The organism is Streptomyces sp. NPDC007088, assembly GCF_042869355.1.
Classification (GTDB): Bacteria; Actinomycetota; Actinomycetes; order Streptomycetales; family Streptomycetaceae; genus Streptomyces.
The window spans coordinates 210592-233957 of sequence record NZ_JBIAFO010000010.1; the positions used below are offsets into that span (position 1 = coordinate 210592).

General features: G+C 70.0%; 24 protein-coding genes. 23 read left to right on the forward strand and 1 reads right to left on the reverse strand.

Annotated features, from left to right (window positions below; all coding sequences use genetic code 11):
- Positions 1–179: 179 nt before the first annotated feature.
- The 11 genes from ACFYMP_RS18275 (at position 180) to ACFYMP_RS18325 (ending at position 10525) form a co-directional block, all read left to right on the forward strand.
- Complete coding sequence (locus tag ACFYMP_RS18275) at positions 180–566, forward strand: hypothetical protein (RefSeq protein ID WP_388858057.1); 387 nt, start codon at positions 180–182, stop codon at positions 564–566.
- 497 nt (positions 567–1063) lie between these two features.
- A complete protein-coding gene (locus ACFYMP_RS18280; protein ID WP_388858060.1) occupies positions 1064–1885 on the forward strand; it encodes an XRE family transcriptional regulator in 822 nt (273 codons plus the stop codon).
- A gap of 195 nt (positions 1886–2080) precedes the next feature.
- Positions 2081–2959 (forward strand): hypothetical protein, encoded by an 879-nt coding sequence (locus ACFYMP_RS18285; protein ID WP_388858063.1) that lies wholly within the window; start codon positions 2081–2083, stop codon positions 2957–2959.
- Positions 2960–3248: 289 nt separating this feature from the next.
- Complete coding sequence (locus ACFYMP_RS18290) at positions 3249–4595, forward strand: hypothetical protein (protein ID WP_388858065.1); 1347 nt, start codon at positions 3249–3251, stop codon at positions 4593–4595.
- A 216-nt stretch (positions 4596–4811) separates the two neighbouring features.
- Positions 4812–5222: a hypothetical protein gene (locus ACFYMP_RS18295; protein ID WP_388858068.1), complete on the forward strand. Its 411-nt coding sequence runs from the start codon at positions 4812–4814 to the stop codon at positions 5220–5222.
- 189 nt (positions 5223–5411) lie between these two features.
- A complete protein-coding gene (locus tag ACFYMP_RS18300) occupies positions 5412–6050 on the forward strand; it encodes a hypothetical protein (protein WP_388858071.1) in 639 nt (212 codons plus the stop codon).
- Between the two features lie 65 nt (positions 6051–6115).
- Positions 6116–6346, forward strand: coding sequence for a hypothetical protein (locus tag ACFYMP_RS18305; RefSeq protein ID WP_388858074.1), 231 nt, complete (start codon positions 6116–6118; stop codon positions 6344–6346).
- A 207-nt stretch (positions 6347–6553) separates the two neighbouring features.
- Positions 6554–7165 carry a DUF6927 domain-containing protein gene (locus ACFYMP_RS18310; RefSeq protein ID WP_388858077.1) on the forward strand — a complete coding sequence of 204 codons (612 nt, stop codon included), beginning with the start codon at positions 6554–6556 and terminating at the stop codon, positions 7163–7165.
- Positions 7166–7415: 250 nt separating this feature from the next.
- Entirely contained in the window at positions 7416–8222 is an 807-nt protein-coding gene (locus tag ACFYMP_RS18315) for a hypothetical protein (protein WP_388858080.1), read from the forward strand.
- A gap of 327 nt (positions 8223–8549) precedes the next feature.
- Positions 8550–9134, forward strand: coding sequence for a hypothetical protein (locus ACFYMP_RS18320; protein ID WP_388858083.1), 585 nt, complete (start codon positions 8550–8552; stop codon positions 9132–9134).
- A gap of 449 nt (positions 9135–9583) precedes the next feature.
- The gene (locus ACFYMP_RS18325) at positions 9584–10525 is read left to right on the forward strand and encodes a hypothetical protein (protein ID WP_388858086.1); all 942 of its coding nucleotides are present in this window, start codon (positions 9584–9586) and stop codon (positions 10523–10525) included.
- Between the two features lie 89 nt (positions 10526–10614).
- On the opposite strand, the gene ACFYMP_RS18330 is transcribed toward ACFYMP_RS18325, so the two are convergent.
- Positions 10615–11423 (reverse strand): IS5 family transposase gene (locus ACFYMP_RS18330; protein ID WP_388858089.1). Its coding sequence is split into 2 segments (ribosomal slippage): positions 10615–11084 and positions 11084–11423, totalling 810 coding nucleotides; the frame shifts between segments, so codons are not numbered across the junction.
- Positions 11424–11852: 429 nt separating this feature from the next.
- Here ACFYMP_RS18330 and ACFYMP_RS18335 point away from each other — a divergent pair.
- The 12 genes from ACFYMP_RS18335 (at position 11853) to ACFYMP_RS18390 (ending at position 23330) form a co-directional block, all read left to right on the forward strand.
- A complete protein-coding gene (locus tag ACFYMP_RS18335) occupies positions 11853–12458 on the forward strand; it encodes a hypothetical protein (RefSeq protein WP_388858092.1) in 606 nt (201 codons plus the stop codon).
- Positions 12459–12818: 360 nt separating this feature from the next.
- A complete protein-coding gene (locus tag ACFYMP_RS18340) occupies positions 12819–13583 on the forward strand; it encodes a methyltransferase (RefSeq protein WP_388858095.1) in 765 nt (254 codons plus the stop codon).
- Positions 13584–14071: 488 nt separating this feature from the next.
- Positions 14072–15139, forward strand: a complete 1068-nt coding sequence (locus ACFYMP_RS18345; RefSeq protein WP_388858098.1) for a DNA cytosine methyltransferase — start codon at positions 14072–14074, stop codon at positions 15137–15139.
- Between the two features lie 226 nt (positions 15140–15365).
- Complete coding sequence (locus ACFYMP_RS18350; RefSeq protein ID WP_388858101.1) at positions 15366–16028, forward strand: hypothetical protein; 663 nt, start codon at positions 15366–15368, stop codon at positions 16026–16028.
- A 283-nt stretch (positions 16029–16311) separates the two neighbouring features.
- Positions 16312–17010: a hypothetical protein gene (locus ACFYMP_RS18355; RefSeq protein ID WP_388858104.1), complete on the forward strand. Its 699-nt coding sequence runs from the start codon at positions 16312–16314 to the stop codon at positions 17008–17010.
- Positions 17011–18074: 1064 nt separating this feature from the next.
- Entirely contained in the window at positions 18075–18434 is a 360-nt protein-coding gene (locus tag ACFYMP_RS18360) for a hypothetical protein (protein ID WP_388858107.1), read from the forward strand.
- Between the two features lie 313 nt (positions 18435–18747).
- Positions 18748–19032 carry a hypothetical protein gene (locus tag ACFYMP_RS18365; protein WP_388858110.1) on the forward strand — a complete coding sequence of 95 codons (285 nt, stop codon included), beginning with the start codon at positions 18748–18750 and terminating at the stop codon, positions 19030–19032.
- A gap of 486 nt (positions 19033–19518) precedes the next feature.
- Positions 19519–19866 carry a hypothetical protein gene (locus tag ACFYMP_RS18370; RefSeq protein ID WP_388858113.1) on the forward strand — a complete coding sequence of 116 codons (348 nt, stop codon included), beginning with the start codon at positions 19519–19521 and terminating at the stop codon, positions 19864–19866.
- Between the two features lie 185 nt (positions 19867–20051).
- Positions 20052–20471: a hypothetical protein gene (locus ACFYMP_RS18375; protein WP_388858116.1), complete on the forward strand. Its 420-nt coding sequence runs from the start codon at positions 20052–20054 to the stop codon at positions 20469–20471.
- Positions 20472–21085: 614 nt separating this feature from the next.
- A complete protein-coding gene (locus ACFYMP_RS18380; RefSeq protein ID WP_388858119.1) occupies positions 21086–21304 on the forward strand; it encodes a hypothetical protein in 219 nt (72 codons plus the stop codon).
- A gap of 850 nt (positions 21305–22154) precedes the next feature.
- The gene (locus ACFYMP_RS18385) at positions 22155–22784 is read left to right on the forward strand and encodes a hypothetical protein (RefSeq protein WP_388858122.1); all 630 of its coding nucleotides are present in this window, start codon (positions 22155–22157) and stop codon (positions 22782–22784) included.
- A 102-nt stretch (positions 22785–22886) separates the two neighbouring features.
- Positions 22887–23330 (forward strand): hypothetical protein, encoded by a 444-nt coding sequence (locus ACFYMP_RS18390; protein WP_388858125.1) that lies wholly within the window; start codon positions 22887–22889, stop codon positions 23328–23330.
- Positions 23331–23366 lie beyond the last annotated feature (36 nt).

Sequence of the window (23366 nt, forward strand, 5' to 3'; positions counted from 1 at the left end):
ACTCCACAGTTGCGCCGCTAGCCGACTACCCGGCCACGGTTCACCCGCAGCCCGAGAACCTCACCACGCCGGCCGGGCGCGGCGCGTCGACGCCCCCGGTCGAACCACACCGCAGCCGCACGCCGGTTCAGCCCCCCCCAGCGCGCCGCCAGCCCGCCCCCAAGGTCCAGGAGACGCCTGTGCCCAGCACCCTCAACATCGCCCCAGATCCAGCCTGCACACCCGCTCCGCCACCCTCGGACTTCCTGCCGACCGACAACCTCGGCGAAATCCGTACCGCGACGCCGTGGTGCCAGCGCTGGCGGGACAGGCAGCACTCATGGGTTCACACCAGTGCTGGCGGATTCGACCGACGCCACTACCAACTCGAGCCGCTCGCCGTCCGAACGGCCAAGGAGTTCGTGCTCCAGCACCACTACTCCGGCTCCTTCCCCTCTGCCAAGAAGACGTTCGGCCTGTTCGACACCTCCGGCGGCGAACCGCGCCTGAGCGGCGTGGCCGTGTCGGCCTCTCCGTCAGCAAAGCCGTCCTCGAACGAGCACTACCCGGCCTCGAAGCTTCTGTGAATCGCCTCTGAGCATCGACTGACTCGTACCGTTCGCGGGGAGGTGCTCCAGTGAGGCGAGTCATCTATCCACTCATTGATGCACTCGCGCACAGTACGTCGGCAGCTCCGGAGGCACGTCGACGCTGCCCCGGTACCAGCAAGCCGCGCATCGCGCTAGACAGGGGGACTGTCGCCTGTCGCGTCTGGGTGGCAGCATCGCTCACTGGACGAGACGGATCGGTTTGGGGGCACTGTGCAGGGCAGGAGCGGCTTACCGGGCAGGGAGCGTCGGCGGATCCACATGGCAGTAGTGGGCACGATGAGCGGCTTCCCTTTGTCGTCGCGTCCCGGGAGAAGGCCCCGACCCGGGTGCGGGCACAACACAACCAGAGCAGAGCTGCGACCCGCAGCACGGTGTAGCCGCGACTCCGCAACTCGGCACGCGGTATTGGCCAAGCGCCAGCCCACTGCCTGCCGTTCACGTACACCTCTGGGGGATCGGTGACCGGATCGGCCATGACGGATTCGGCACTCAAGCGCGCTCGGCTGGCTCAGAACCTGACCCAAGAAGAGGCTGTTGACCAGCTGAACAAGATCACGGGCGGCGCGACGGACGCGAGCCTGCTCAGCGCGTGGGAGTCGGGGCGCAAGCGCACGGGAATGAGGAATCGCCGGGCGTTGAGCCAGCTCTACCGGGATCGCTCCGAGGTGCTCTTCGCCCATCAGGACGGGCGTGATGCCGCCAGTGCTCTGGAGGCCACCGGAACCGACGTGGTCGTGCGGGTGCTCACTCGGTACACCGATCTCGTGGAGGCCATGGTCGAGGTCGTGGCCGGTGCGCGTGAACACCTGGCGGTCACGGGATCCCGCAGTCGAGAGAAGGCGTACCTGGCGGCGATCGAGACAGCCGTGGCGCAGCAGCCCGATCTGGTGCACTACCGGGTGCTGTACGGGCCGCCGCGTCACCGCGGGTTGTCCGAGCATCTGGTGCGGCTGCTGGAGCTGCGCGACCCCGGTGAGCGCCGCAACGGTGTCAAGACGCTCCACATCGGGCTCGTTGAGCCGCTGGAGGCGATGGAACGCTACTTCGTGGCGTCGGAGACGGCAGCCGTGGTCCCGCTGCCGAGCTTCCACGGGGCCGAGGGGTTCGACTGCGGGGTCATATTGGGTCGCGAGGCCGCGGTGGGACTGGTGCAGCGGCCGGGAGGCGTGCGCGTCCGCGCGGCCGGTGGAGACGTCGTGTTCCGGCTGGGCAAGAACCGGCGCGAACGCGATCGGATCGCCCTCGGATATCCCGAGATGAAGCCCTACCCCAAGCGTCCCGACCACTGCGACTAGCAGGGCCACCCGGGGCGCAAGGCCTTTCCCGCACCTCCTCCGGGCGGCCCGCACCCGACTCGTCGAGGGCGGGCCACCCGCCGTTGTGGCAGCCCTCCCATCGGTTGCGGCTCTAAACGGACGCTCACCCAATGTGCCGCTCGCCGGGACGCGAGAGGTCCCGGGACCACCGAGCGGATGCGAGAGACACACCCCATGGCCAAGCGCCGGAACTACACGCGCGAGCTGATCACTGCCCGCGACAACGCCTACCAGGACCACCTCCACCATCAGGGCGCCGCGCAGGACCGCCCGGCCAAGCTACGCGTGATGGGCGGATTCGGATCCGTCGTCCCCGTCGCCTACGAGCCGCGCACCCAACGAGACCCGCTTCCGTGGGTCCAGTACGACGGGGACACCGGAATCGCCCAACTCCGCTACACCGGACGCGAGTGCAGGACTGCGCCCGTCGAGAAGCAGAACGAGATCATCGCCCCGCAGATGATCTCCCGCTCCATCTACCGGAGACTGGCCGCCGAGGGCATCACCTGCGAAGGATGGGGAGACAGCGCAGGGACCTACGCCTGCTACACCTTCGCGGACGCCTCCCAGGTCACATGGTCAGGGACGGACCTGTACGGAGCCGAGGTCTCCAACCACCACCCGATCGGCGACCACGGCTCCCTCGGCGCCCACTGGATCCAGGAGGGCCAGCCTCCCTACGACGAAGAGCTCCCCGACTTCGCCACGGGCAACTACGCCGCCGACTCGTCCGCCCTGGTTGCCTGGATGGTTGCCCTCGCCGACCTACACGGTCGGCGACACCAGGAGCACGCCTCGGTGGAGGACATCGCCGCTGCGCGCACCTGGCAGGAGCACACCGGCGGGTTCATCGCGACCGCCGATGACTGCAAAAGGCGCCGCTACTACCCCGTCGACGGAAGCACGGTCCCGGGCGGGAGCGCGGGGGAGACCTGGCTCGCAGCCTACGAACTCCCCACCCCCGTGACCGGCGGAAATGTCCGCCTCAGCCAGGACGACGCACGCAAGGTAGCCAACCCCGTCTTCCACTCGACCACGGGCGCCGCCCGCTGACACCCGCGCACCCCGACAGGACAGCCCGCTCCCCGCCGCTGGGGAGGGGGCTGTCGGGGTGCGCGGGACCTCCACCAACAACGGAGCAGGCCCAGCCCCAGGCGAAGCCGCGGTCACCCCACTGCCCCGGCCGCGGTCCCCACCCTGGAATGGGCACCTCGTGCGCGCCTCCGATGGTTGCGCGCCTTGCCCCCGAAGCCCGCACGGTCCTGCCGTCCACCGGACACCCCAGAGCCTGTCAACGGATTGGTTCCCCAACTCCGAGAGCCCGCAAGGCGAGGACCACAACATGCCTACCATCCGCCGGAACTGGACCAAGCGCATCGAACAGGTTCGGGCCGCCGCGAAATTCTGCCGCGCCTACGACTCCAGCACCGGACACATGATCACCGTAGACCCGGCCCGCGCATTCGAAGCCTGGCACGCCATGCCGCGCGCCACGCTCAGCGAAGACACCCTGGGCCAGAAGTGGCGCGTCCACATCCACTCCAACCGCTTCTACGTCCTCACCGCGACCGATCCCACGCTCAACGTCCAGGACCACGCCCAGCGCGCCAGCACGGCCGCGCCGGCAGCGGCCCCGCGCGGCGCTTCCGCCCCGGCTCTCTCCGCGGCCGACGAGGCCGCACTCATGGATGCTGCGGCGTACACCCAGGACACCCCTGGTGCGGGCAAGCACGCAGCGGCAGCAGCCACCAAAGCGATCAACGGCAAGATCGCGACCGGAGCCTTGGGCCGAGACCAGCTGACTCGCGCGCTTCCGGGCATCACCGCCGCCGTCACGGCGAAGGCCGTCCGGGACCTCCGCGAGCAGGGCCTTACCCACGAGCAGGTCCGCATGCGCCTGGAACGCATGAAAGCCGAGGCCCAAGCAGCCGGAAGCGCCGACCGCGCCATGGTGGCAGACGCGATGATCGCCACGCATGCCGGGATTGTGGCCGATGAGGACCAGGCGCGCCTGACCCATGAGCCGGCAGGCAACCACGGCGGCAACGGACCCACCGACCAGGGATCGACTGCACGGAACACCGCGGAAGCACACAGACTGGAGCGGTGCCGCCTGTCGGAGGAGCGCTATCGGCCAGTCGCCGTCCGCGTGTACGTCTCCCCGATCACCGGCGGCGCAGTCCTGCGTTGGCTGGACGGCGAAGGGCGCGACTGCCCGAACCTGTGGGACCCGGTTCCGCTGGCAGGCTGTCATGCCCACGCCATGTGTGACGAAGTGCTGAACGCCGCCGGCCTGGTCCTGGCCAAGCGCGGCTTCAACTACGCGCGGGGCGCGTACTGGGAACCGGTCACCGACACGGGCCAGCAGGACGCGAAGCGCCCCGACACAGCGAAGGTCGCCATCGTCCCCACCCACGCCTACCTCGAGCTCCAGGCGCGGCGGTTCGGTCCTGTCCCCGACCTGCCGGACGTACCCGGAGTGACGTTCGAGACCACACAGCGGGGCCAGTGGCGAGCGACCGTCGCCGACGGCCGGACATTCCTCCTGACCTGGCGTCCTGGCCTGGACGGCGACCGGTGGACGGTGTGGGGCGGCGAGCAGCACTCCCAGCTGATCCGCGCCACGTCGTCGATGAGCAAGGCCCTGTTCGTCCTGCGCCACCCTGCCCACGCCCACGCCCGACCCTGACAAGGGGCTACCGGCATCACCCCCAAACCGGTAGCAGGCCGCGCCTGGGGCCCGCCCCGCCACCACAGCGGTGCGGGCCCCACCGCCTTCCGCACCCCCTGCGGGCCTAACCCCACTCCCGTCCAGAGTCGATCACGCCGGGCCCGAGCAGGAGATCGCCTCCCGCCATCTACACGGCCCGCTGCCGACAAACGTCACCTGATCAGGGAGTTACCCATGCTCTTTGCCGAGCCTGGCCATCCGTACGACGACTTCGACAACCCCCCGGAATGGGTCTGGCGATACGGGTACATGGCACTCATCTACGACCGCGGCGCCAAGACCCTGACCCTGCGGCGCGGGCCGAAGTACTCGGTGCACAGCCGCAGGTGCTGCAAGGAATGCGACGGCAGCGGCTACCTCCCCTGGTGGGAGAACCCCACCGAGCGCGCCGACAACCCCGTCCTCTGCCCGACCTGCCCCGCCCGGCGCACCCTTTTCGAACACGTGCCTCTCTGGCCGGTCCGCGCACTCGACGCCCTGCGCGACCGACGCTTCAAGCGCCGTCGCTCCCTGGGGGACCCCAACGCCTGGGACAACCCCCAGCAGAGCCCCACGGACGGCTACAGCGACGAACCGCCCTTCTGATCCTGACCTGATCTCCCGGCAGGGCCGGGCACCCACCCATCGGTGCGTGCCCGGCCCTGCCGCTGTTGCGGGGCTAACTCGCCTGAGGGCCACAGTCCGTGAGGTCGGGCCGCACCGAACGCAACGCCTTCCCTGCTTCGCCGGAGGCCCGGCCGCCTCCCGCATCGCCTCGCCCGAGAGGAACCCTTCATGCCCTCATCCACCACCCGCAACGCTGCCGAGACCGACCGCCAGGTACGTCGTCTGTACGGCCTTGCCTACCGTATTCACCCCATCGCCCACATCCTGGCCAACCCGAAAGCGACCGGCGACGGAGTCGCCTATGCCACCGCCCGCATCCCGCGCGCCCTTTCCGCAGCACGGCGGCTCATGACTCTGCCCGGCGTCGCCGAGCACGAAGAGACCCCCTACGCCCGCTCGTTCCTCACGGCCGCAGAACGGCAGCTGAACGCCCCGTCGACCACGCTGCTGCGTATTGCGGCCACGGCCCAGCAGGCCGCGGCCCGCGCCGACGACTTGGACGACGACCTTCGCGCGGTCGTCTTCCGGGACATCGAGGAGCGGTGCCGCTACCTCGTCGATGCCGCCGTGGTGGAACCGGTCCTGGGACGACGGGGCTGGAGCGGGCGCGACCGAGCGGCCAACCACACGCTCCAGCAGTGGGCCGCCCAGTGGGGGCTGAACGAACTCGCCGACGGCGCCGCCCCGCCACCTCATGCCGAACGAGAACCGGCGGTGCCCGCAGAGCTGCGTCGGCAGGCCGCCGCGCGGACCGCAGCCCGCGCCCGCTGCGCGGCAGGAATCCGCTGCCGGAACGCAACTGCCTGACCTACGGGGCAGTCAAGGTCACGTTCTTGGCCGGCGCGTGGCTATGCCCGGACTGCATCCGAGCCGTGAACACCCGGCTCACCGCCGCCGGGTACGCCCCGGACACTGTCCAGCCGGCTCCCGGTGGCACCCCCGAGCGCGGCCGCTACATCGTCAGGCTGTACAACGCCACCGGCAAGGGCTCCCGCTCGGTGGAGACCACCAGCCGGCAGCGCGCTCAGTTCATCGCCGAGACCGAGCGCCCGTACAACAACACCGACTACGAGATCTGGCTCCCCGCTGAGCCTCGCAGTTGAGCCGCACCCGCTGGGCCCGTCACGCCATCCGGCGAGACGGGCCCAGACGCGTTGGTGCTGGTCCACGGCCCGCCCGGCCCCATGCCGTTCGCATGACCAGCACAGCCACGAAGCCGCCAACCAGCATTGCGCCGCTTACACCCCGCCATCCCAAGCTCGGCCCGCGGCCGGTCACCACAACCGGCCCCTGAACCGAGAGGCACCTCCATGGGATGGACCTTCTACCGGCGAGAGAAGAACGCCGAGACCAACGCGAAACACTTCGCGGCCAAACTCGACACCCGCTACGAGATCATCGCCCACGGCACCGTCGAGAGCGTGTTCTACGCCGCCGTCCGCGATCGGACCACGGACAAGGTCACCGCCTACGTGGCCCTGACCCGCTGGGACCGCGACCCCCTCTACAACTTCGGCTACAAGGACATGGATGAGACCGTCCACCCCTTCTACTACAAAGCGCCTAAATCAGTCCTGAATGCGCTCACGCCAACCACACACGCGGACGCTCTTGCCTGGCGCGCCAAATGCCGCCTTCACCACGCGCAACGCGACTTCCTGCGGAAGAACTTGAAGCCCGGGACCAGGATTCGACTTACCCACTCTGTGTCCTTCACGGATGGCACGCGCAGCGACACCTTCACCTACGCCCGGCTCGGACAGGGAACCCCGGGCTTCCTGGTCCTGGGCAGGAGCCGCTGCCGGATCCGCAACTGGCGCGACAGCGTCGCCGCCCTCATCGAGGCTGAGGACCGCGAAACCCTCACCCCACTGGGCGAGGAACAGGCCGCCAGCCGCGCTCAGAAGACCGCCGAGGCGTAGCTGGCCGAAACCGCAGCAGTCGCCTGAGCCACGGCCCTCACCGAGAAGTACGTGTGGCTCCGCCCCGGAAAGAGGGCGGAGGCACACGTGCGTAGTCGGAGGGTCTCCAGCGCATGGATGCCCGTCGCCGTCGTGGTTGCGTCTCTAAGCCCCTTCTCACCGAGTGTCCCTCCCGCCGCCCCGCCACTCAGCGGGACGGGTCCCGCCTCGGCCCCATCGCCGGCGGGCCTCACCCAGGGAAGGACTATCTGTGTTCGACACGCACGACACCCTCCATCAGGCGCTCACCCGATCCGGAATCTGGAACGGCCTCTACACCGCCTTGATGGCCTCCACTCCACAGCTGGCCGTCCGTTCGAACTGCGACGACGCCGAGCACTGCGGCCTCGAGTTCTTCGAACAGCGCGCCCGAGTCGGCAACGCCCCGATCAGCGGCAGCATCACCATCAACCTGACCTCCGGCGCCCTCATCGTGCGCGCGGACGGCTACGCCGGTCCCCGCTGGCACGCCGCCCTGGACCGGCTCGCCTCTGCGGCGGCGACCGGTTGGACGTGGCAGCCGGACGCCGACCACAAGCCCGGACAGCTCGACGGCGTACTCCACCCCAGTCCCAGCGTCACCGCCGAGACGACCATCGGGCGCTCCGGCCGCCACGAGGACAACGCCCAGGCCGGCCTCGCCCTGATCCCGGCCGCCCCCGAAGCGTACGAGACCGCCTGGACGCTGGCCGTCACCGCACTGGGCGTGCTCGTCACCAACGAACCCACCTACCGCTCCACAGTTCTCGCAGAACCGGACGACCCGACCACCGACTACTCGGCCGCCGTCAGCACCGTCGCCGCCGCCCTCGAGCTCCTCGATGACAACGACGACTTCGGCGCCGCCCGCGATGAAGATCCTCGGTGGCCCGACGAGGCAGAAGGCACGGCTGTGCGCGCCTTGCGCGACTTCCGCGACGCCCTCATCGACGTCAAGGACACCCTGCAGCCCAGTCCGGGGACTCAGAACGTCGACCGCGGTGGCTGCTGCGACTACCCTCACGAGATGGAGGTGTGACCTTCCGACACCACCATCAGCAACCAATAACGGCGCTGTGAAGCCGGCCGCCGCGCCCGTGCCGGCAACGGAGCTGACCGGGCCCGCAGCCACCTCATCATCCGCAACACACTGACCCGTTCCGTGAGCCCGGTTGTGCCGCACCTCTGCGCCACAACCGGGCTCAGTCGTTCCCGCCCCGCTCGCTTCGGCCGTGACCGTCTGACGCCAACCGCCGGCCGTGGTTGCGGCCGTTGCACCCTGCCAGCCCACTCTCGCGGCGTAGCACCTGTCTGCGCACCCACCCACCAGCCTCTTCAACCCACAGACTTGGAGCCCACAACTCATATGGCAGCCATGATCCCCGCCGACCGTGCGACCGTCGCGGCGCTGACCGCCGACGAACTGGACGCGCTCGCCAGTGCGCTCGACGCAGCCCAGACGCTCGTGGAAGACGTCCGTGACCAGCGCGTTCCCCAATCCCACTGCGGACGGTGGGACCACCCCGGCCACCACTGGACCCGCCACGGACGATCCCGCTACTGCTGGGGCGACGGGCCCGGACTCGACCGCGAGGCATACGGGAAGTGCGGCGCCAACTGGCCCCACCCCGGCCACGACCTCGGCAAGTACCGCGCACCCTGCCCCGGCGTTTCGGCCACCCCCGAGGCTATCCGCTACCGCAGTGTCGTCCAGTGGCTGCCCGGCGACATGGCCACCGCGGGCAGGGCCATCGGAACCCTGATGGCCGAGAACGTCGACTTCAGCCACCCGTCGGGCATGGGTGAGACCACCACCTTGCTCATGCACACCTCACAGGGCGATCTGCTGGCCAACCCCGGAGACTGGCTGGTCCGTCCCGAAGGGGGTCACTGGCAGGTGATGAGCACCAGCCCGCTCCCCGTCGATGAACCGACGCCCTCCGCCCACTGACCTCTGACCGCACCAGCCGCAGCCCTCGGCACCCGCCCCGGCGGAGCCGAGGGCTGCGTCGTTCCCGCACCTGACCACAGCTCGAAGCCCCGGCACCCGCACGGCGCCGAGGCCTTGGCGATTCCATAAGCGCGCTCCTCTCCCGGTCGCTGAAATCCGATCTCACGCGGGCGACTTCACGGCCCTGGCGGCACCGCTCCCGGGGTTGCGGCCCTAGCCCTCCCGCTCCCGAAAGTGAGCTCGGCCGGACCCCGCACGAACCTCCTTCGTGCGCCGCGGACCTCCGGACTCAGCCGGGACGCCCACCACGGCAACTTCCTTGCCGCGCACAGCGCACCCGGCCGACAGCCGCAGCCCGGCACCCACCACCAGTCCCAGGCGCCCTGGCACGCCACGCAGCAGAGCCGCGGATCCCACCGGGCCGCCGCGCGAGCAGAGAGAAGATTCCCTTGAACCACACCCATCAGATGATCACCACGCGCGTCTGCATCGACGACACGCTCGGACCGTTCGACTGCCAACTGGACCCGTCCAACCGGTGGAACGGCTGGCTGAGCCCCCACTTCACCCTCGACGCGGCCCGCGAGCTGTCCGCCCAGACCCTCCGCCTCGCCGACGAGTACGGCCACGACACCGTCGACACGATCCACATCATCGAGGGCCGCGAGGACAGCCAGGACACCGTCCACGTCATCGAGGGCGGCCCCAGCCGGTTCCACGAGGCGGGCGCGACCAGCCCCGCAGTAGCCGTGCATGTCCCCTGGAGGAACCCGAATCGAGGGACGAACGCCTCGATCACCCATGCCTCCCCGCAGGCCCGTAAGGCGGCTCGCAAGCGCAAGGTCACCGGCCGCGCCGCCCGCCGCGTGGTCGTGGTGCACGTCCGCTGGCAGTACCTGGACGAAGGCAGCGACACGGCCGCCGACATCGTCCGCCCCGACGCCGAGGGCCTGTACCCGATCGGCGGTTGGGAGTGGACATGGCACTTCGCCTCATGGTGGTGTGCGTGTGGCCGCAACTCGGCCTGGCACAAGACCGAGTGCTGGTGCAGCCTCACCCGAGACAACCAACCCACAACACCGTTGGGGACCGCGTCCGTCAAGGTCGGCCAGATCTTGCGCACACTGGCCCCCGAGGCCACATCGGCGCTCGTCGACCTGACCAACCTCGCCCACGTGTGCGCAGTATTCGCCGGTGAGAGGGAGATCGACACAGCCGACGACACCGGCCCCTTCGATTCCGGGACGCTCGGCAGCGCCGACGAAGCACTGCGCACAGCATGGGACGAGGCCGACGCCGGTGACCTCGCCACGTCCGGCTGGGAACACGTCAGGGACGAGCAGTCCGCCGCCCTATATCGGATCACCTTCCAGACCACACCCACCCGCTGACCCGCTTCCCCGCGTACCGGACAGGAACGAGCCACCTCCTACCGGAACCCGCCGCCGCACCAGGCCCCCGGCGCCCCTAACTGATCATTTCAAAATGAGGTTCGGAGTCGTCGCAAGCAGATGATGCTGCAGGCGAGTTGGAGCAGTCCGAGGTGGAGGTCGGCGCGTATCTCGTAGCGGATCCGCAGGCGTTTGAACTGGTGTAGCCAGGCGAAGGTGCGCTCGACAACCCACCTCGTCCTGCCCAGGCCGGATCCGTGGGCGGTGCCCTTGCGCGCGATCTTCGGCGTGATGCCGCGAGCCCGAAGGAGTCGACGGTACTTGTCGTAGTCGTAGCCGCGGTCGGCGAACAGCCGTCGTGGCCGGTGACGTGGCCGGCCCACGAGGCCGCGGATGCGGGGTATCGCGTCCAGCAGGGGCATGAGCTGGGTGACGTCGTGTCGGTTTCCGCTGGTCAACGACACCGCAAGGGGTGTTCCGTGCCGGTCGGTGATCAGGTGGTGCTTGCTGCCGGGGCGGCCGCGGTCGACCGGCGAAGGTCCGGTGTGAGCCCCCCCTTCAGGGCCCGGACATGCGAGCCGTCGATCGCGGCGTCTTCCATGTCGAGCAGGCCCGTCTTGCGGAGTTCCGCGAGGAGCATCCCGTGCAGGCGGGGCCAGACGCCGGCCTCGGTCCAGTCCCGCAGGCGCCGCCAGCACGTCACCCCGCTGCAGCCGATCATCTCGGTCGGTACGTCCGCCCAGGTCACGCCCGTGCGCAAGACGTAGACGATCCCGCGCAGAGCCGCACGGTCATCCGCCGGCAGCCGGCCCGGGTATCGCCGACGCCGCGGCGAACGAAGAGGGAGCAGCGGGGCAACACGTTCCCACAGATCATCAGGCACAAGATCATCCGACACCCCCAGAACTTTGCCGCCCACCAACCCAACTGCCAAGCCCCTGACCCGAACTCATTCTGAAATGACCAGTAAGGGAGCGCCGGGGGCCGACCTCTGCTGGCCACCGACCACCCCACCCGATGGCTGGTCGACACCCCCCCGCGACTTCGCCGACGCGCTCTCCGCCCTTGCGGCGCTTACCGGCCCCAGCGGCAGCGTGCGTGCAGGGCAAGCCAGGCCGCCACTCCGCGTGGCGCCGGCCCCGCCCCGAGCAGCGGAGAAAGGGAACCGCCGAGGCCCCCTTCACCTCTGGTAGGAACAACCCGCGGCGGCGGAGAAGCCCTGCGCACGCATGAGGCCGATGGCCTGAGTCGAGCATCCTTGGCTCCGCGCCCGTCCGCGCCGCCGCCCCGCACGATTGAGCAGACCCTGCACGAGAAAGCGAACATCATGACCAATGACCCCCATCCCGAGCCCACCACCATCTCTTCACTGACCCAGGAGACGGTCCGCGCACTGGGGGAGGGATGGACCGGCGGGATCGGTCCGTACGCCACGTACGGCACGATGGAAGGAAACGGTGTTGCGACACTGCGACTGTATGTGACCGAGGACGAAGGGCTCTGCCTAGGCTGGCACGCCTACGAGCCGTACCCGGTGCCGGTGCAACTGCCCGGCGAGCCACAGGACGCCGACGAGGTCCGTGCTGCCGCTGAAACCATCGCACGCCTGGTCCACGACACGTACGGGCCGCCTCTCCCCGGCGCGGAGGACACCTTCCCGGCGCTGGCCATTGCACGCCGCGTGGCCAACCTCCTCGGCCACGGTTGGCACGCCGAGTTCTACAGCGCCGCTCCCGAGGGCACGACCGCCCTGGTCATCCCATCCGAGAGAAACGGCACCAAACCAGAGCTTCCCAGCATCTTCCTGGACCGAGACTCGGATGAGCTCTCCCTCTGCGGCCCTCAGCAGGAACTCCCCCTGGGCAGACTGCGCCCCCAGGCCCTGGACGAGCACGCAGCCGCCATAGCCCGCCTCATCCCCGACCTGCTCTAGCCTCTCATCACAGTGCTGCCCGACCGAGCCGTCGCCACCAACAGACCCTCAAGTCGAGAAGCCACCCCAGCCCCCTGCGCTGTGCGCAGTCCTCGGCAACATCCCCGGGCCCGCTCTGCCTCACCGCAGGGCGGGCCCTACGCGTGACCTCACTGCGACAGCACACAGCTGCGCCCCCGCCCACTCGCAGCTCCAGTCCGCCGCTGAGCTGGGCCTGCGGCCGTCCTAGCCTGGCGAGGCCAGGGTTGCGGGCCTTGCCGGCCGCCACGCCACCGTGCGGGCACCGGCCCAGGGGAGCAGTGACCACTCATCTCCCTTGGGCCGTTCCCACCCGATACTCCGGAAGCCCTGGAGACGACCGTGCCGCTCACCCGCGAACAGGCCCGCAACCACCAAAGGACCCTGGACCTTGTCCACGCCGGGCGTGAACTCACCCTCAATGAGCGGGAGTTCGTGCTCGACCACTACCAGCCGTCCGCCTCCACCACGCAGGCCCTGGAAGGCGCCTACTTCACGCCGCGCGAGATGGCGTACCAGCTCGCCGCCTACGACATCGGAGGCGACCGTCCGGGCGAGCGCGTCCTGGACCTCGGCGCGGGCATCGGCCGCCTCGCCTTCGAGGTCGTCCACGACCCGTGGCGCATCCACGCCGACATGCCGCTCGGCGAGATGATCTGCGTCGAGCGGAACCCCGACTACGTTCACGTCGGCCGCCGCGTCGTGCCCGAGGCGACGTGGATCTGCGGCGACCTGCTCGACGTCCCCGACATGAAGCTCGGCGTGCTCGACTGCGCGATCTCGAACCCACCCTTCGGCAACATCCCCCGCAGCCGCGACACCGCCACCTACCGGCCCCGCCAGTTCGAGTACCACGCCATCACTGCCGCTGCCCAGGTGGCCAGGCGGGGGGTCTTCATCGTCCCCCGTCCCTCGGTCCACGAGCGGGACCCCTCCCAGCGCACCGCGGATTGTCTGCGCTTCACCCGCGAGACCGGCATCGAGCTGGAAACCACCTGGATGAACGCCGACGCATGGCGCGACCAGTGGGGCGGGCCGACCCCGAGCGTCGCCGTCGTGACCGCCGACTTCCGCCACCTCCACCAGCCCACCACGATCCGGGCCTGACCAGGCCTCCCGCCGTACCCGGTCCCCGCCCTTGCCGCCCGCCCGCGGGAGCCCGCTTGCCGCCCCGGGCCCCGCCGTCCGTGCGGAGTCCGGGGCCAGTGCCGTCGTCCGCGCCGCACGTTGCGGCCCTTGCCCTACGCCCGGCCATGGTGCGAGCCACCGTGCCGGGAGGCGTGCCACGTTCAGCGCCGAGAACGACGTCATGGCCGAGCGCGGCGAGCTGGCTAGCCGCCTGCCCGTTCGCTGCTCCCGGGCCGAGCCAACCTGACTCGGCCCGGCGGCCGTTACATGTCCACCCCTCCGCCCGTCGAGCATCGCTCTCGCGCCGCGTCCCCACTCAGCCCAGCCGCCTGCCTGACCAACTCCTCCCTCATCTGGGCGGTTTGAGCGTTTGCGGCGCTTGTTGCTGTTCGTGCACTTCTGGCTCGGTCAATTCACCCGGGGGTTCCGCTTCCGGTGATCGAAAACCAGGAATCGAGGAACCGGCCATGACTGATGAGCCTGCGGTCGGCCTGGTCGACCTATTCGGAGGCCCGGGCGGTTGGGATGTGGCCGCGCAGCGTCTCGGCCTCGCCGTGATGGGCATCGAGCTAGACCATTCCGCTTGTGAGACCCGCCGAGCCGCAGGGCTGGGCACGCTGGAAGGAGACGTGCGCGATTACGGTCCCGCCGACTTCCCCTCCGCCACGGACTTGATCGGCTCACCGCCGTGCCAGCCGTACTCCATCGGTGGCAAGGGCGCCGGGCGCCGGGCCCTCGACTCGGTGCTGCACTTCGCTTCACTACTCGCCGCGCGCAGAGACATTCGCTCCGGCCTCGCCACCCTGGACGACGAACGGACTGGCCTGGTGCTGGAGCCACTGCGCTGGATCCTTGCCGCCCTGGACATCGGACGCCCCTACCGAACCGTGATGCTGGAACAGGTCCCCACGGTGCTGCCCGTCTGGGACGCGATGGCGCAGATCCTGCGAACCGAGGGCTACACGGTCGTGACGGGCCGCCTACACGCAGAGGAGCACGGCGTCCCACAGACCCGCGCGCGAGCCGTGCTGGTAGGCCGACTACGGGACGAGGCCGAACTGCCCGTGCCCACCCACCGCCGGTACAGCCGCAGCACCGCACAGGACGGCGGGGACCTCACGCTGCTGCCCTGGGTGTCAATGGCACAGGCACTCGGCTGGGGGATGACGCACCGCCCGGCGCTCACCGTCGCGGTGGGCACGGCAGCCGGCGGCCCGGATCCCTCCTGCGTGGGCGGCTCCGGAAGCCGGGCCACTCTGTACGGGGAACGAGACGAGGGCCGCTGGATCGCGGACACCCGACTGGTGTCGGCCGATTCCCTGCCCGCCTACCGCGGCGGCCGCAAGGACATGATCCGAGTGTCGGTCGCAGATGCCGCCGCTCTCCAGACCTTCCCCCTGGACCACCCGTTCCAAGGCACCCGAACCAAGCAGTACGAACAGATCGGCAACGCGATGCCGCCGCTCCTGGCGGAAGCGGTCATCCGACGGGCTATGGCCCCGGAGCTGGCCCGCTCCGGAGCACAGGCGGCCTGACTCGCGGAGCACCACGCACGCCTGACGGCCCGTCCTCGGCACCACCACGAGGGGCGGGCCGTTCCGCGTTCCCACCTGGCACCCTCCCGCCCCGCGCCCCTTTCGCCTCTCGTGCGGCAACACGGCACTTCGCGCCGACGACCCCCAGCTCGTTGCCGCGCTTACCGGCCCAACTCCGACGGTGCTCCCGCCCACCCGGGCACCCGACACCCAAGGAGCACCCTGCATGTCCGACCGACTCGAATGGGCCGCCACCACCAGCAGCGCCCAGGTTCTATTCCCCGGCGAGGACATCGACGGCGCCACCGTCGACGCCGGCGAGATCGCCATCGCCTTCTGGACCGGCAGCAACGGCATTGCCCTGTCCGGCCCGCCGCAGGACCTCGCCGACCGCCTCGAACAAGCCGCCACCATGGCCCGCACTGCCGCAGTGCTTCTCGCCGATCCGCTGCGCCACTTCCCCGACGACCTCGACCCCATGACCTGGATCGACCTCAGCACAGGCACCGACGCCCCCGCGGAAGACGACAACACTCTCTGCCGCACGCCCGGCATCACCGTTGCCGACCCGCGCCGTGTCACCTGCGGTGACTGCGTCGCCACCTGGAACGCCACCCAGCCGGACCAATTCACCATCCCGGTCGCACTGTCCGTCCCCGCCGACCCGGTCGACTGCCGCATCGGCGACCAACTGCCGTACGCGCTCCTCACCTGGATCAGCAACGCACCTGGGTGCCGAGGAAGGGCAGCGCGCAGACGGCAAAAATCAGGGCTGACACTGCCGTTCAGCACCACGGGACCCTACGCAGCAACCAAGCGCCGTCTAATCCCAGGGATCCAGCCTCCCGCTCGTTCGCGGCGGCAGTTGTCCGCACCCGGGCTGCTCTAACGCGTGGCCGCCCTCCGCCACCCGTCCGGGCCGGAACCAGTCCATGCATGCCCGCCGCCCACCGGGCCACGGCACGGCCGCCGACTGGCCGAGGGTTGTGCCCTGACTACGGCTCTTGCGCCACTAACTCACTGCCCCGGCACGGTCGCTCTCACCAGCCCCGCCCAACAGCCTCGGCACTTCACAGCCGCTGGCCTGGGCCTTAGGGCCGGCACCGCGCGCGACTACTCCGCATCCTGCGGCCTCGCGCACGGCCAACATCACGCTCCTCAAGGAGACCTGTATGGATTACGACATGTACATCAACGGCCCCATGACGGATGAGGAGGAAGCCACGTACCAAAAGGCCCGCGCGGCGTTCGACTCGGCAGTGCGCGAACGTGACGAACTCCCGCACGCCCTGGCCAAGTACCAGACGGCCAAGCGTCGCCTGGCGGTTTCGCATCCCGGATACTGGGCCGCCCAGCAGAAGGTCGACGAGACGTACGAGGAACTGCAAAACACCCACACCTCGTGCTTCCATCTCAACATCCGCGGCATGGGCGCATACCGGACCGTCATGCACGAGCTGGGCATGCTCGCTACCGACTACCAGGCCCCCGCCTACCCCGAGTTGCCGGAAGGAGTGACGTGGGAAGACATTGAGGCCGACGAGGACGATCCCAACCCCAGCGCGACTGACTGGCTCCCGACCGCGGCGGCGGCTGCCGCCTTCGTCAAGAAGCTGGACGCCCATCTCTCCTGGCATCCGGAGCACACTCCTGGAATCGCCGTACATAAGCTCGGATCGAATGACAGGTGGCTCGTCACCCCGCAGGAGATCGAAGCAGCCCTGGCAGCCTACCGAACACACAGTGCAGAGGAGGTCAAGTCCCGGCTCGCCTCCGAACTCGGGGACAAGGGCGACACCACCAGCAACTGGATTGAGTGGATCGCCTTCCTGAAACGTGCCAAGGCACGTGACGGCTTCAAGGTGTACTGACGCCGTCAAGTAGCCCCAGCACACATCGGGCCCGCCCTGACCTTCAGGGCGGGCCATGGGCGTTTCTGCGGCCTGTGCATGGCGGTCCTAATCCGGTGTGCCCGTGGCCTCAAGCCCCAGCAGCCAAGGCGTAGGGACCCGCCCACGTCTCCGTCCCCGGTGCCGGTCCTGGCTGCGTCCGGTGGCTCCTTGCGCCGCTTGGCCGCCGCCGCTGAATGGTGCTCTCACCGACCACGGGCAGCATTGCCCGGCCCCGGCCCCCGCCCTTCACACCCACGGAGCCGACCACCTTGAACACCACCCCCGCCACCGTCGAGCAGGTTCCTGGTACAGCCGGGTCCACAATCAACCTCAGCCACATCACCGCATACACAGTGGGCATCGTGCGCCTCGCCGAGGCGAAGGGCCTGCGGTCCCACCTGGGGCCAGCCGCACGGCCGCACCCGCCCGCACGGCTGCCCGTCATGCCGCTGCACCTCCCAGACACACGACTGACCTCACGTTTCCGCTGCACCGTCGTTCGCGGAACTTGCCGCCGCCGCTGACGCGCACACGGCCGAGTGCTCCACCTGCCAGCGTCAGGCTCACCGGCAAGCCGGTGGACCCCGCATGCGTCCACGGAGGCCAGGATGTCACCGTCCGCCCGGCCGACGGCCCCTAGTGCGAGACCGCGATCTCCGAGATCGCCGATGGCGGCCGGTGGCACGAGCCGGCCGAAGACGGCCTGATCTGCGTTCGCATAGCACCCGACTGGAACTCCGCCCTCTACCCGGCCGCTCAGGTCTTCCACCGACCATGACCGTCTCCTCCGGCCCCCGGGTCCCGCTGCTACGGCGGGGCCCGGGGGCCGTCGGTGTGCCTGCCCGCAGCCCTCTGCGCGGCTGTGGGGTCCCGTGCTGCTGGGTCGCGTCGGTGTTGCGGCTTCTTGACCGGCTTGCCGGCCGCCGCCCCAAGGTACGGATCACCGGGCACCCATGGGAACGGCCACCGCTCCCCAGCTCTTCGTGCCCGGCCCTCAACCACCGTCGACGGCCTTCGCCGTCTCCCGGGCAGGAGCTGCACCGATGACCACCCCCGCCACCACTACGACTGCGGCCGCAACCGCGAGCGTGATGAGCGCCGCCGAGGCCCTTGCTCTCGCCGACCCCTTCACCCCCTTCGGCTTCGACGCCGACCGGTACGCGGAGATCATCTTCTACCGGTGCCAGGCGTGCGGAGAGCGCGGACCGGTCGGCCGGGCCCTGCTCGACGGACACTTCAACGACCTGCCCGCTCCGGAGCAGGCTGCGCACACGTGGCCCACCGACCACTTCAACACCAGGGGACACGAGTACGCCGACCGCATCTCGCTCTCCCGCGCCCCGGCCCGCATCACCACCATCCGCCGCCTGAGCAAGGCGACCCGGCCCACCACTCGCACCTGACCCGCCTCACATCTGACGGCCCGTCCCATACTGGGGCGGGCCGTTCCGCGTTCCTCAGGGCGAGTTGGCGTCAGCTCCGCGCAGCCTGGGCACGCGCCCACCGCAACGCCACCAACCACCATCGGACGAGGCGGAGGAAGAGCTCACTCCGCCGACCCGGCCGCCCGTTGCGCCCTGCCGGTGGTGGTTGGCGGAGCCCTCGGTCCAACCGAGCGCGCCCGCCCCCAGGCCCGCACTGATTGCCGTGCTTGCCCCGCGCCGGACCACGGTGCGTCCGTCACCTCGCCCCTTCAACCTCCCGGAGCCGATCATCATGAACACCACCCTGGCCCCCCTGCCCCCGAGCAGTTCCCCGGCGCGGCCGAGACCACGATCGACCTCACCGGCGTCACCGGCGCACACGGTGGGCATCGTGCGCCTCGTCGAGGCGAAGGGCCTGCGCTCCACCTGGGGCCAGCCGCACGGCCGCACCCGCCGCATCATCCTCAATGCCGTCGGTCCGCATGGCGCGTTCGGTTCCATCGTCATTCCATCGTCATCGTCCGTTCCAGCGGCAAGGTGCTGCGCGCCGAGGTCATCCACGGCAACGACGCCATGAGTCCCCCCAGGTGTGTGCTGGAGGGCATCATGCGGCATCCGGAGACCCGGCGATCAGGATGTGGCTATTCCGTGACGATCCGCGCGGTCGACGCTTCCTCTGGGGTGAGCAGTCGCGCCAGCTCGTGCAGCCCGTCGCGCAGGATCAGGTGATCGGCGGCGGGGAGCCGGGCCGTGCGTCCGCTTTCCAGCTCGACGTCTTGGTGGGCGTTCTCGTGGGTGAGTCGGACCGTGGCGGACCGGCCGCCCCCAGCAGCAGCTCCGCCGACAGGGACCCGACCACCGGCAGGTCCTCCTCCAGGTTGCTGTCGACCCGGTGGTGCGGGCCTCCAGCTCGGCGGCCGGCACCGTGGCGGCCATGTGCTCGTAGACGTGAAGCGAAGCCCGCCGCAGCCGCTCCACGACTCCCTCGCCCGCGGCGAGCTGGTCGTCGGTGTCAGCCTCGACCAGCCGGGCGAACTCGCACAGCGCGATGGCGAGCTGCCCGGTGGCCTCCCCGATCGGCTCGGCCTGGTCGCCGGGGCCGGTGGCCGCGGGCATCAGCACGTCCAGGGCGTGCCGGGCGAGCTGGTGCACCGCCTGCGGGTCCAGCGGCGCGGGCTTCTACGAGCGCACCCGCGCCCTCGACACGTTCACCGCACCCGACGGCCGGGTTTACCGGCTCCTGTTCGGACAAAGCACCCGACACGACAACCGCCTGGATCCGGAGGGGCGTTGGATGTGCTTCTGGGGCTACCGCTGGGACCACGGGGTGAAGTGGCTCGGTCCCAGCCGCGAGAACGCTGACCTGGCATACAAGCAGTTCGAGCTCATTCGGCAGGGACGCGCCTGGTGACACCTGATCCGCTGCGTCCCCCCGCCAAAACCACCATCCGCCGCATCAGCAAGACGCCCCGGTCCGCCGCCCGCGCTGCACTGCCGTCTTGCCCCGCTTGGCCTCCCAGCCCGACGGTGTGGCCACCCAGGACCGGAGCGACCGGTCACCAGGGCTCGCTCACACCTCAGTGCAAGGAGGCGTCCGTGCTGTTCGCCGAACCCGCCCATCCCTACGACGACCCCGACCATCCCGACCAATGGGCCTGGCGTTACGGGTACTTCGAACTTCTTTACACCCCTGGCGTGAAGACCCTGTCCCTATCGAGGGGCCCCAAGTACTCGATCCCGGGTGGAAAGCGCTCTTGCCACCGCTGCCACGGCAGCGGCTACCTCCCCAGGCACATCAACCCCGACGTAACCGCCGACACGGCCATCCTCTGCCCGACGTGCCCCGCCTACCGCATCCTCTTTGAAGACCTGCCCCTGTGGCCCGTCCACTTCCTCGACCAGCTGCGCCACCGCTGGTTCGGCAGGCAGCGCCGCACTACCGGCCATTCCCCCCTGACCCCCGACAAGGCAGGGCCCGGTTGGGGCGGAGGTTACAGCGACGAACCACCGTTCTGACCCCGGCTGCGCCCTGCCCGTTCGGGGCATGAGCCGTCCCGGCCCCGCACGCACCGCGCGTGCGGGGCTGGCCGCGCCGATGGAGCGCTGCTGCCGCACACGGGCACTCCGTTCCGGCCCGAGCCACACGCCCGGGAAACTGCTGCACGCTGCTTCGCCTGCAGTCCTGCGCGGATGCGGGGCAGAACGGGCCTTGCCCGCCTAGCCCGTGCCTGCCCCACGGTCCAGTCATCCCCACCCTGGACTGGAGCTGCACGATGGAAGATCCGACCACCCCCACCGGGCATCATGCACCGATAGCCGCCGCCGGACCCGGCACCACTGTCCACCACGCACACGACGCCGAACGGACTCGTGCCCGACTCGCCGAATTTTGAGGAAGCCCACGACACGGAAACCTCCTACGGCCTGGAGCTCTTGCGGGCCATGGTCAGTTCGGTCACCGCACAGGACCCCACCCACGACTCACGACCTAACCCTGTACTGCCGTGGCTTGTGCGAAAGCAACGCCGTCGCCTACCGCACCAGCGACGTGTGGGTCGCCCCCCCACACCATGGGCCAGCGCATTGCCGCGCACTCTTTTCTCTCAGGCCGTGGCCTCACCGCTGGCAACATGGAAGATCTCGCACCCGCCCGCGACGGCTTCGTCTACTTCCCCACGCCGCTCCACCTCTTCGACTGCCAGCCCCTCCACGGCCTGGCCTGGCACATGGGTGGGACCGGCGACGACCTCACCACCGACATCGAGATCATCACTGTCACACGACTCCTGCTGCCGCTGCTCGCCGCCCATACCAAATTGCCCCGCACCCCTTACTGCCCAATGGCATAGTCACCCGGCACCGCAACGTCCTCAACGGCTACAGCAACCCCGTCCTGTTCGGCGCCCCCGGCCCCGCGACTGTCCTGGTGCTCCTGCTCGCCTTATGGGACCTGCGCCGCCCCACCGCCGACGTGACGAGGAGCTCGCAGACGGCAGACGAGGACACCGTGACCGTTCTCCAACACACCGTCCCCGGCGCCAAGAAGATTGGCCGCAGCGGTTAGAACAAGCACGGCAGCCGGGCACCGGCCAAGCGCCCCATCCGCATCATCCGCGAACCCGCCCACTTGCCCGACCCGAGCGACCCGCCCGGGCCAGCGCTGGAAGGACGACACCCTGCGCTGGGAGGTCAGCGCCAAGTCCCAGAACCGCTGTCCCAACCCGCACCAGCACCGCGCGATCATCGAAGCAGACGGAACGTGCCCGCCCGTAAGGGTCCCCGTACGCGCCCACCTGAACGGCCCCAAGGGCCGAGACACCGACCCGCGCCGGACCGTGCGCATCGTGCCCGACCGCCGCGCCAGGACGCGTAGTCGTCCAACCTCCGGTCCAACCTCCGGCACCAGGACGCCCCCCCGTCCGACTCCCGACAGCCCGCCCCTCCCCCCCGCTAGGGGGACGGGGACGGGGGCGGGGCGGGCCGCACCACCTCACACCCCCGCAAGCCGTTGCCTGCGACCGGACGCCCGGGTGCTGACGCCGGAGGTTGCCGGCCTTGGTTGCCTCCAGGTCAGTAGTGCGGGCATCGAGAACGCAGCTCTCGCCCCTGGCTCCCGGCCGGGGCCGGTCGAGCCCACCGGCGACAGTCCGGCATACGCGCTCTCGCACTCTTCCCGCCACCTCTGCACAGGAGTTTGCCATGCCCCCGTCCGCCCCTGCCTGCCGCCCCTCCGCGCCCGTCCCGTGCCCTCCTTACCCCGCTGCGGGCGCCGCTCCGGGCAGTGTCCCGCCAGCCGCCCCTGTCTGTCCGGCCCCCGCCAACGGCCCTCGCATTGCGGCCGCCGACTTCTTCATCCAGGCCCGCATCGGCCGGGCGCGGACCACGCTGCCGCCCTTCCGCGACGGCGACAGCCTCAGCTGCCCGCTGGGCAACGAGTGGCTGCGCCTTGAGGGGCGGTGGATCGCCCCCGGTTGGCCGGGCGGCCTAACCCTGGACGACCGGACGGTCACCGGCTGGTGGCATACCCGGCACCGGCCGGGCAGCCGGTTCGCCCTGGTCCACCGGCTCACTCCCACCGAGTCGAACCTGATCACCGGCGACTGCTACACCAGCCGCAGCCGCCTTCTGAGCCTGCGTGAGGGCGCGTTCACGTACACCGAGCCGGTATCCGGCCCGTGGCTGCGCCAGATGGCCCGGCAGATCATCCGCAGCCGCACCGTGAGCGTCCATCTGGAGCTGCCCACTGGCATCGTCACCCTCCACTCGCGTCTGGTCGGTGACGTGTTCTTCCACCCCGCCGCAGCCGCCACCCCGGCCCTCTGTGCCTGACCACCGCTGCCCCGGGCCGCTGCCCCGCCCGCGCTCCGTTCCTTGTGGGGAGCGCGATCACCGCGACCACCGTTCCCCGCCCCTGACCGAAGGATTACCACGATGCCGACTTTTCCCGCCGCCTCCCGCGCGAACGCCCGGCGCCTGATCGAGGCCCTGCCCCGCTTCCTGCCGCAGGACGACGCACGCCGCGCCGACGCCGTGCAGAGCGCCCTGCTGGACAGCGGACTGCTCGACAGCAACGACCTGGGCAACTCCCCGGCCGTCGCCGCCGCCACCCGCGACGGCCTCACCAGCCTGGCCCACCTCCTAGACGAGGACGCCCCGGGACACGGCGCCGGGCAACTCCTGTTGCTCCTGCTCGCCGAACGCAACGCCTTCACCCCTCACCCCGCCCCCGACACGCTCCAGCGCCACGCCCGCGACGCCGCGACCGCCCTGCTGCACCTTGCCCTGTGGCACACGGACGACCTCCTGCGCCTCCTCGCCAACGCGTTGCAGGTCCACGCCGAGGAAGCACTCAACAGCAGCACTGAAAGGCCATGAGAGTGGACGGCGTGTGCCTGCTGGTGTCCGAATCGA

Excerpts from the sequence above, each read along its gene's own strand:
- ACFYMP_RS18350 (WP_388858101.1), top strand. The coding sequence starts at position 15,366 with ATGTCCGACCGACTCGAATGGGCCGCCACCACCAGCAGCGCCCAGGTT.
- ACFYMP_RS18290 (WP_388858065.1), top strand. The coding sequence starts at position 3,249 with ATGCCTACCATCCGCCGGAACTGGACCAAGCGCATCGAACAGGTTCGG.
- ACFYMP_RS18280 (WP_388858060.1), top strand. The coding sequence starts at position 1,064 with ATGACGGATTCGGCACTCAAGCGCGCTCGGCTGGCTCAGAACCTGACC.
- ACFYMP_RS18380 (WP_388858119.1), top strand. The coding sequence starts at position 21,086 with ATGGAAGATCTCGCACCCGCCCGCGACGGCTTCGTCTACTTCCCCACG.
- ACFYMP_RS18360 (WP_388858107.1), top strand. The coding sequence starts at position 18,075 with ATGACCACCCCCGCCACCACTACGACTGCGGCCGCAACCGCGAGCGTG.
- ACFYMP_RS18285 (WP_388858063.1), top strand. The coding sequence starts at position 2,081 with ATGGCCAAGCGCCGGAACTACACGCGCGAGCTGATCACTGCCCGCGAC.
- ACFYMP_RS18295 (WP_388858068.1), top strand. The coding sequence starts at position 4,812 with ATGCTCTTTGCCGAGCCTGGCCATCCGTACGACGACTTCGACAACCCC.
- ACFYMP_RS18320 (WP_388858083.1), top strand. The coding sequence starts at position 8,550 with ATGGCAGCCATGATCCCCGCCGACCGTGCGACCGTCGCGGCGCTGACC.
- ACFYMP_RS18335 (WP_388858092.1), top strand. The coding sequence starts at position 11,853 with ATGACCAATGACCCCCATCCCGAGCCCACCACCATCTCTTCACTGACC.
- ACFYMP_RS18390 (WP_388858125.1), top strand. The coding sequence starts at position 22,887 with ATGCCGACTTTTCCCGCCGCCTCCCGCGCGAACGCCCGGCGCCTGATC.
- ACFYMP_RS18300 (WP_388858071.1), top strand. The coding sequence starts at position 5,412 with ATGCCCTCATCCACCACCCGCAACGCTGCCGAGACCGACCGCCAGGTA.
- ACFYMP_RS18345 (WP_388858098.1), top strand. The coding sequence starts at position 14,072 with ATGACTGATGAGCCTGCGGTCGGCCTGGTCGACCTATTCGGAGGCCCG.
- ACFYMP_RS18355 (WP_388858104.1), top strand. The coding sequence starts at position 16,312 with ATGGATTACGACATGTACATCAACGGCCCCATGACGGATGAGGAGGAA.
- ACFYMP_RS18365 (WP_388858110.1), top strand. The coding sequence starts at position 18,748 with ATGAACACCACCCTGGCCCCCCTGCCCCCGAGCAGTTCCCCGGCGCGG.
- ACFYMP_RS18310 (WP_388858077.1), top strand. The coding sequence starts at position 6,554 with ATGGGATGGACCTTCTACCGGCGAGAGAAGAACGCCGAGACCAACGCG.
- ACFYMP_RS18385 (WP_388858122.1), top strand. The coding sequence starts at position 22,155 with ATGCCCCCGTCCGCCCCTGCCTGCCGCCCCTCCGCGCCCGTCCCGTGC.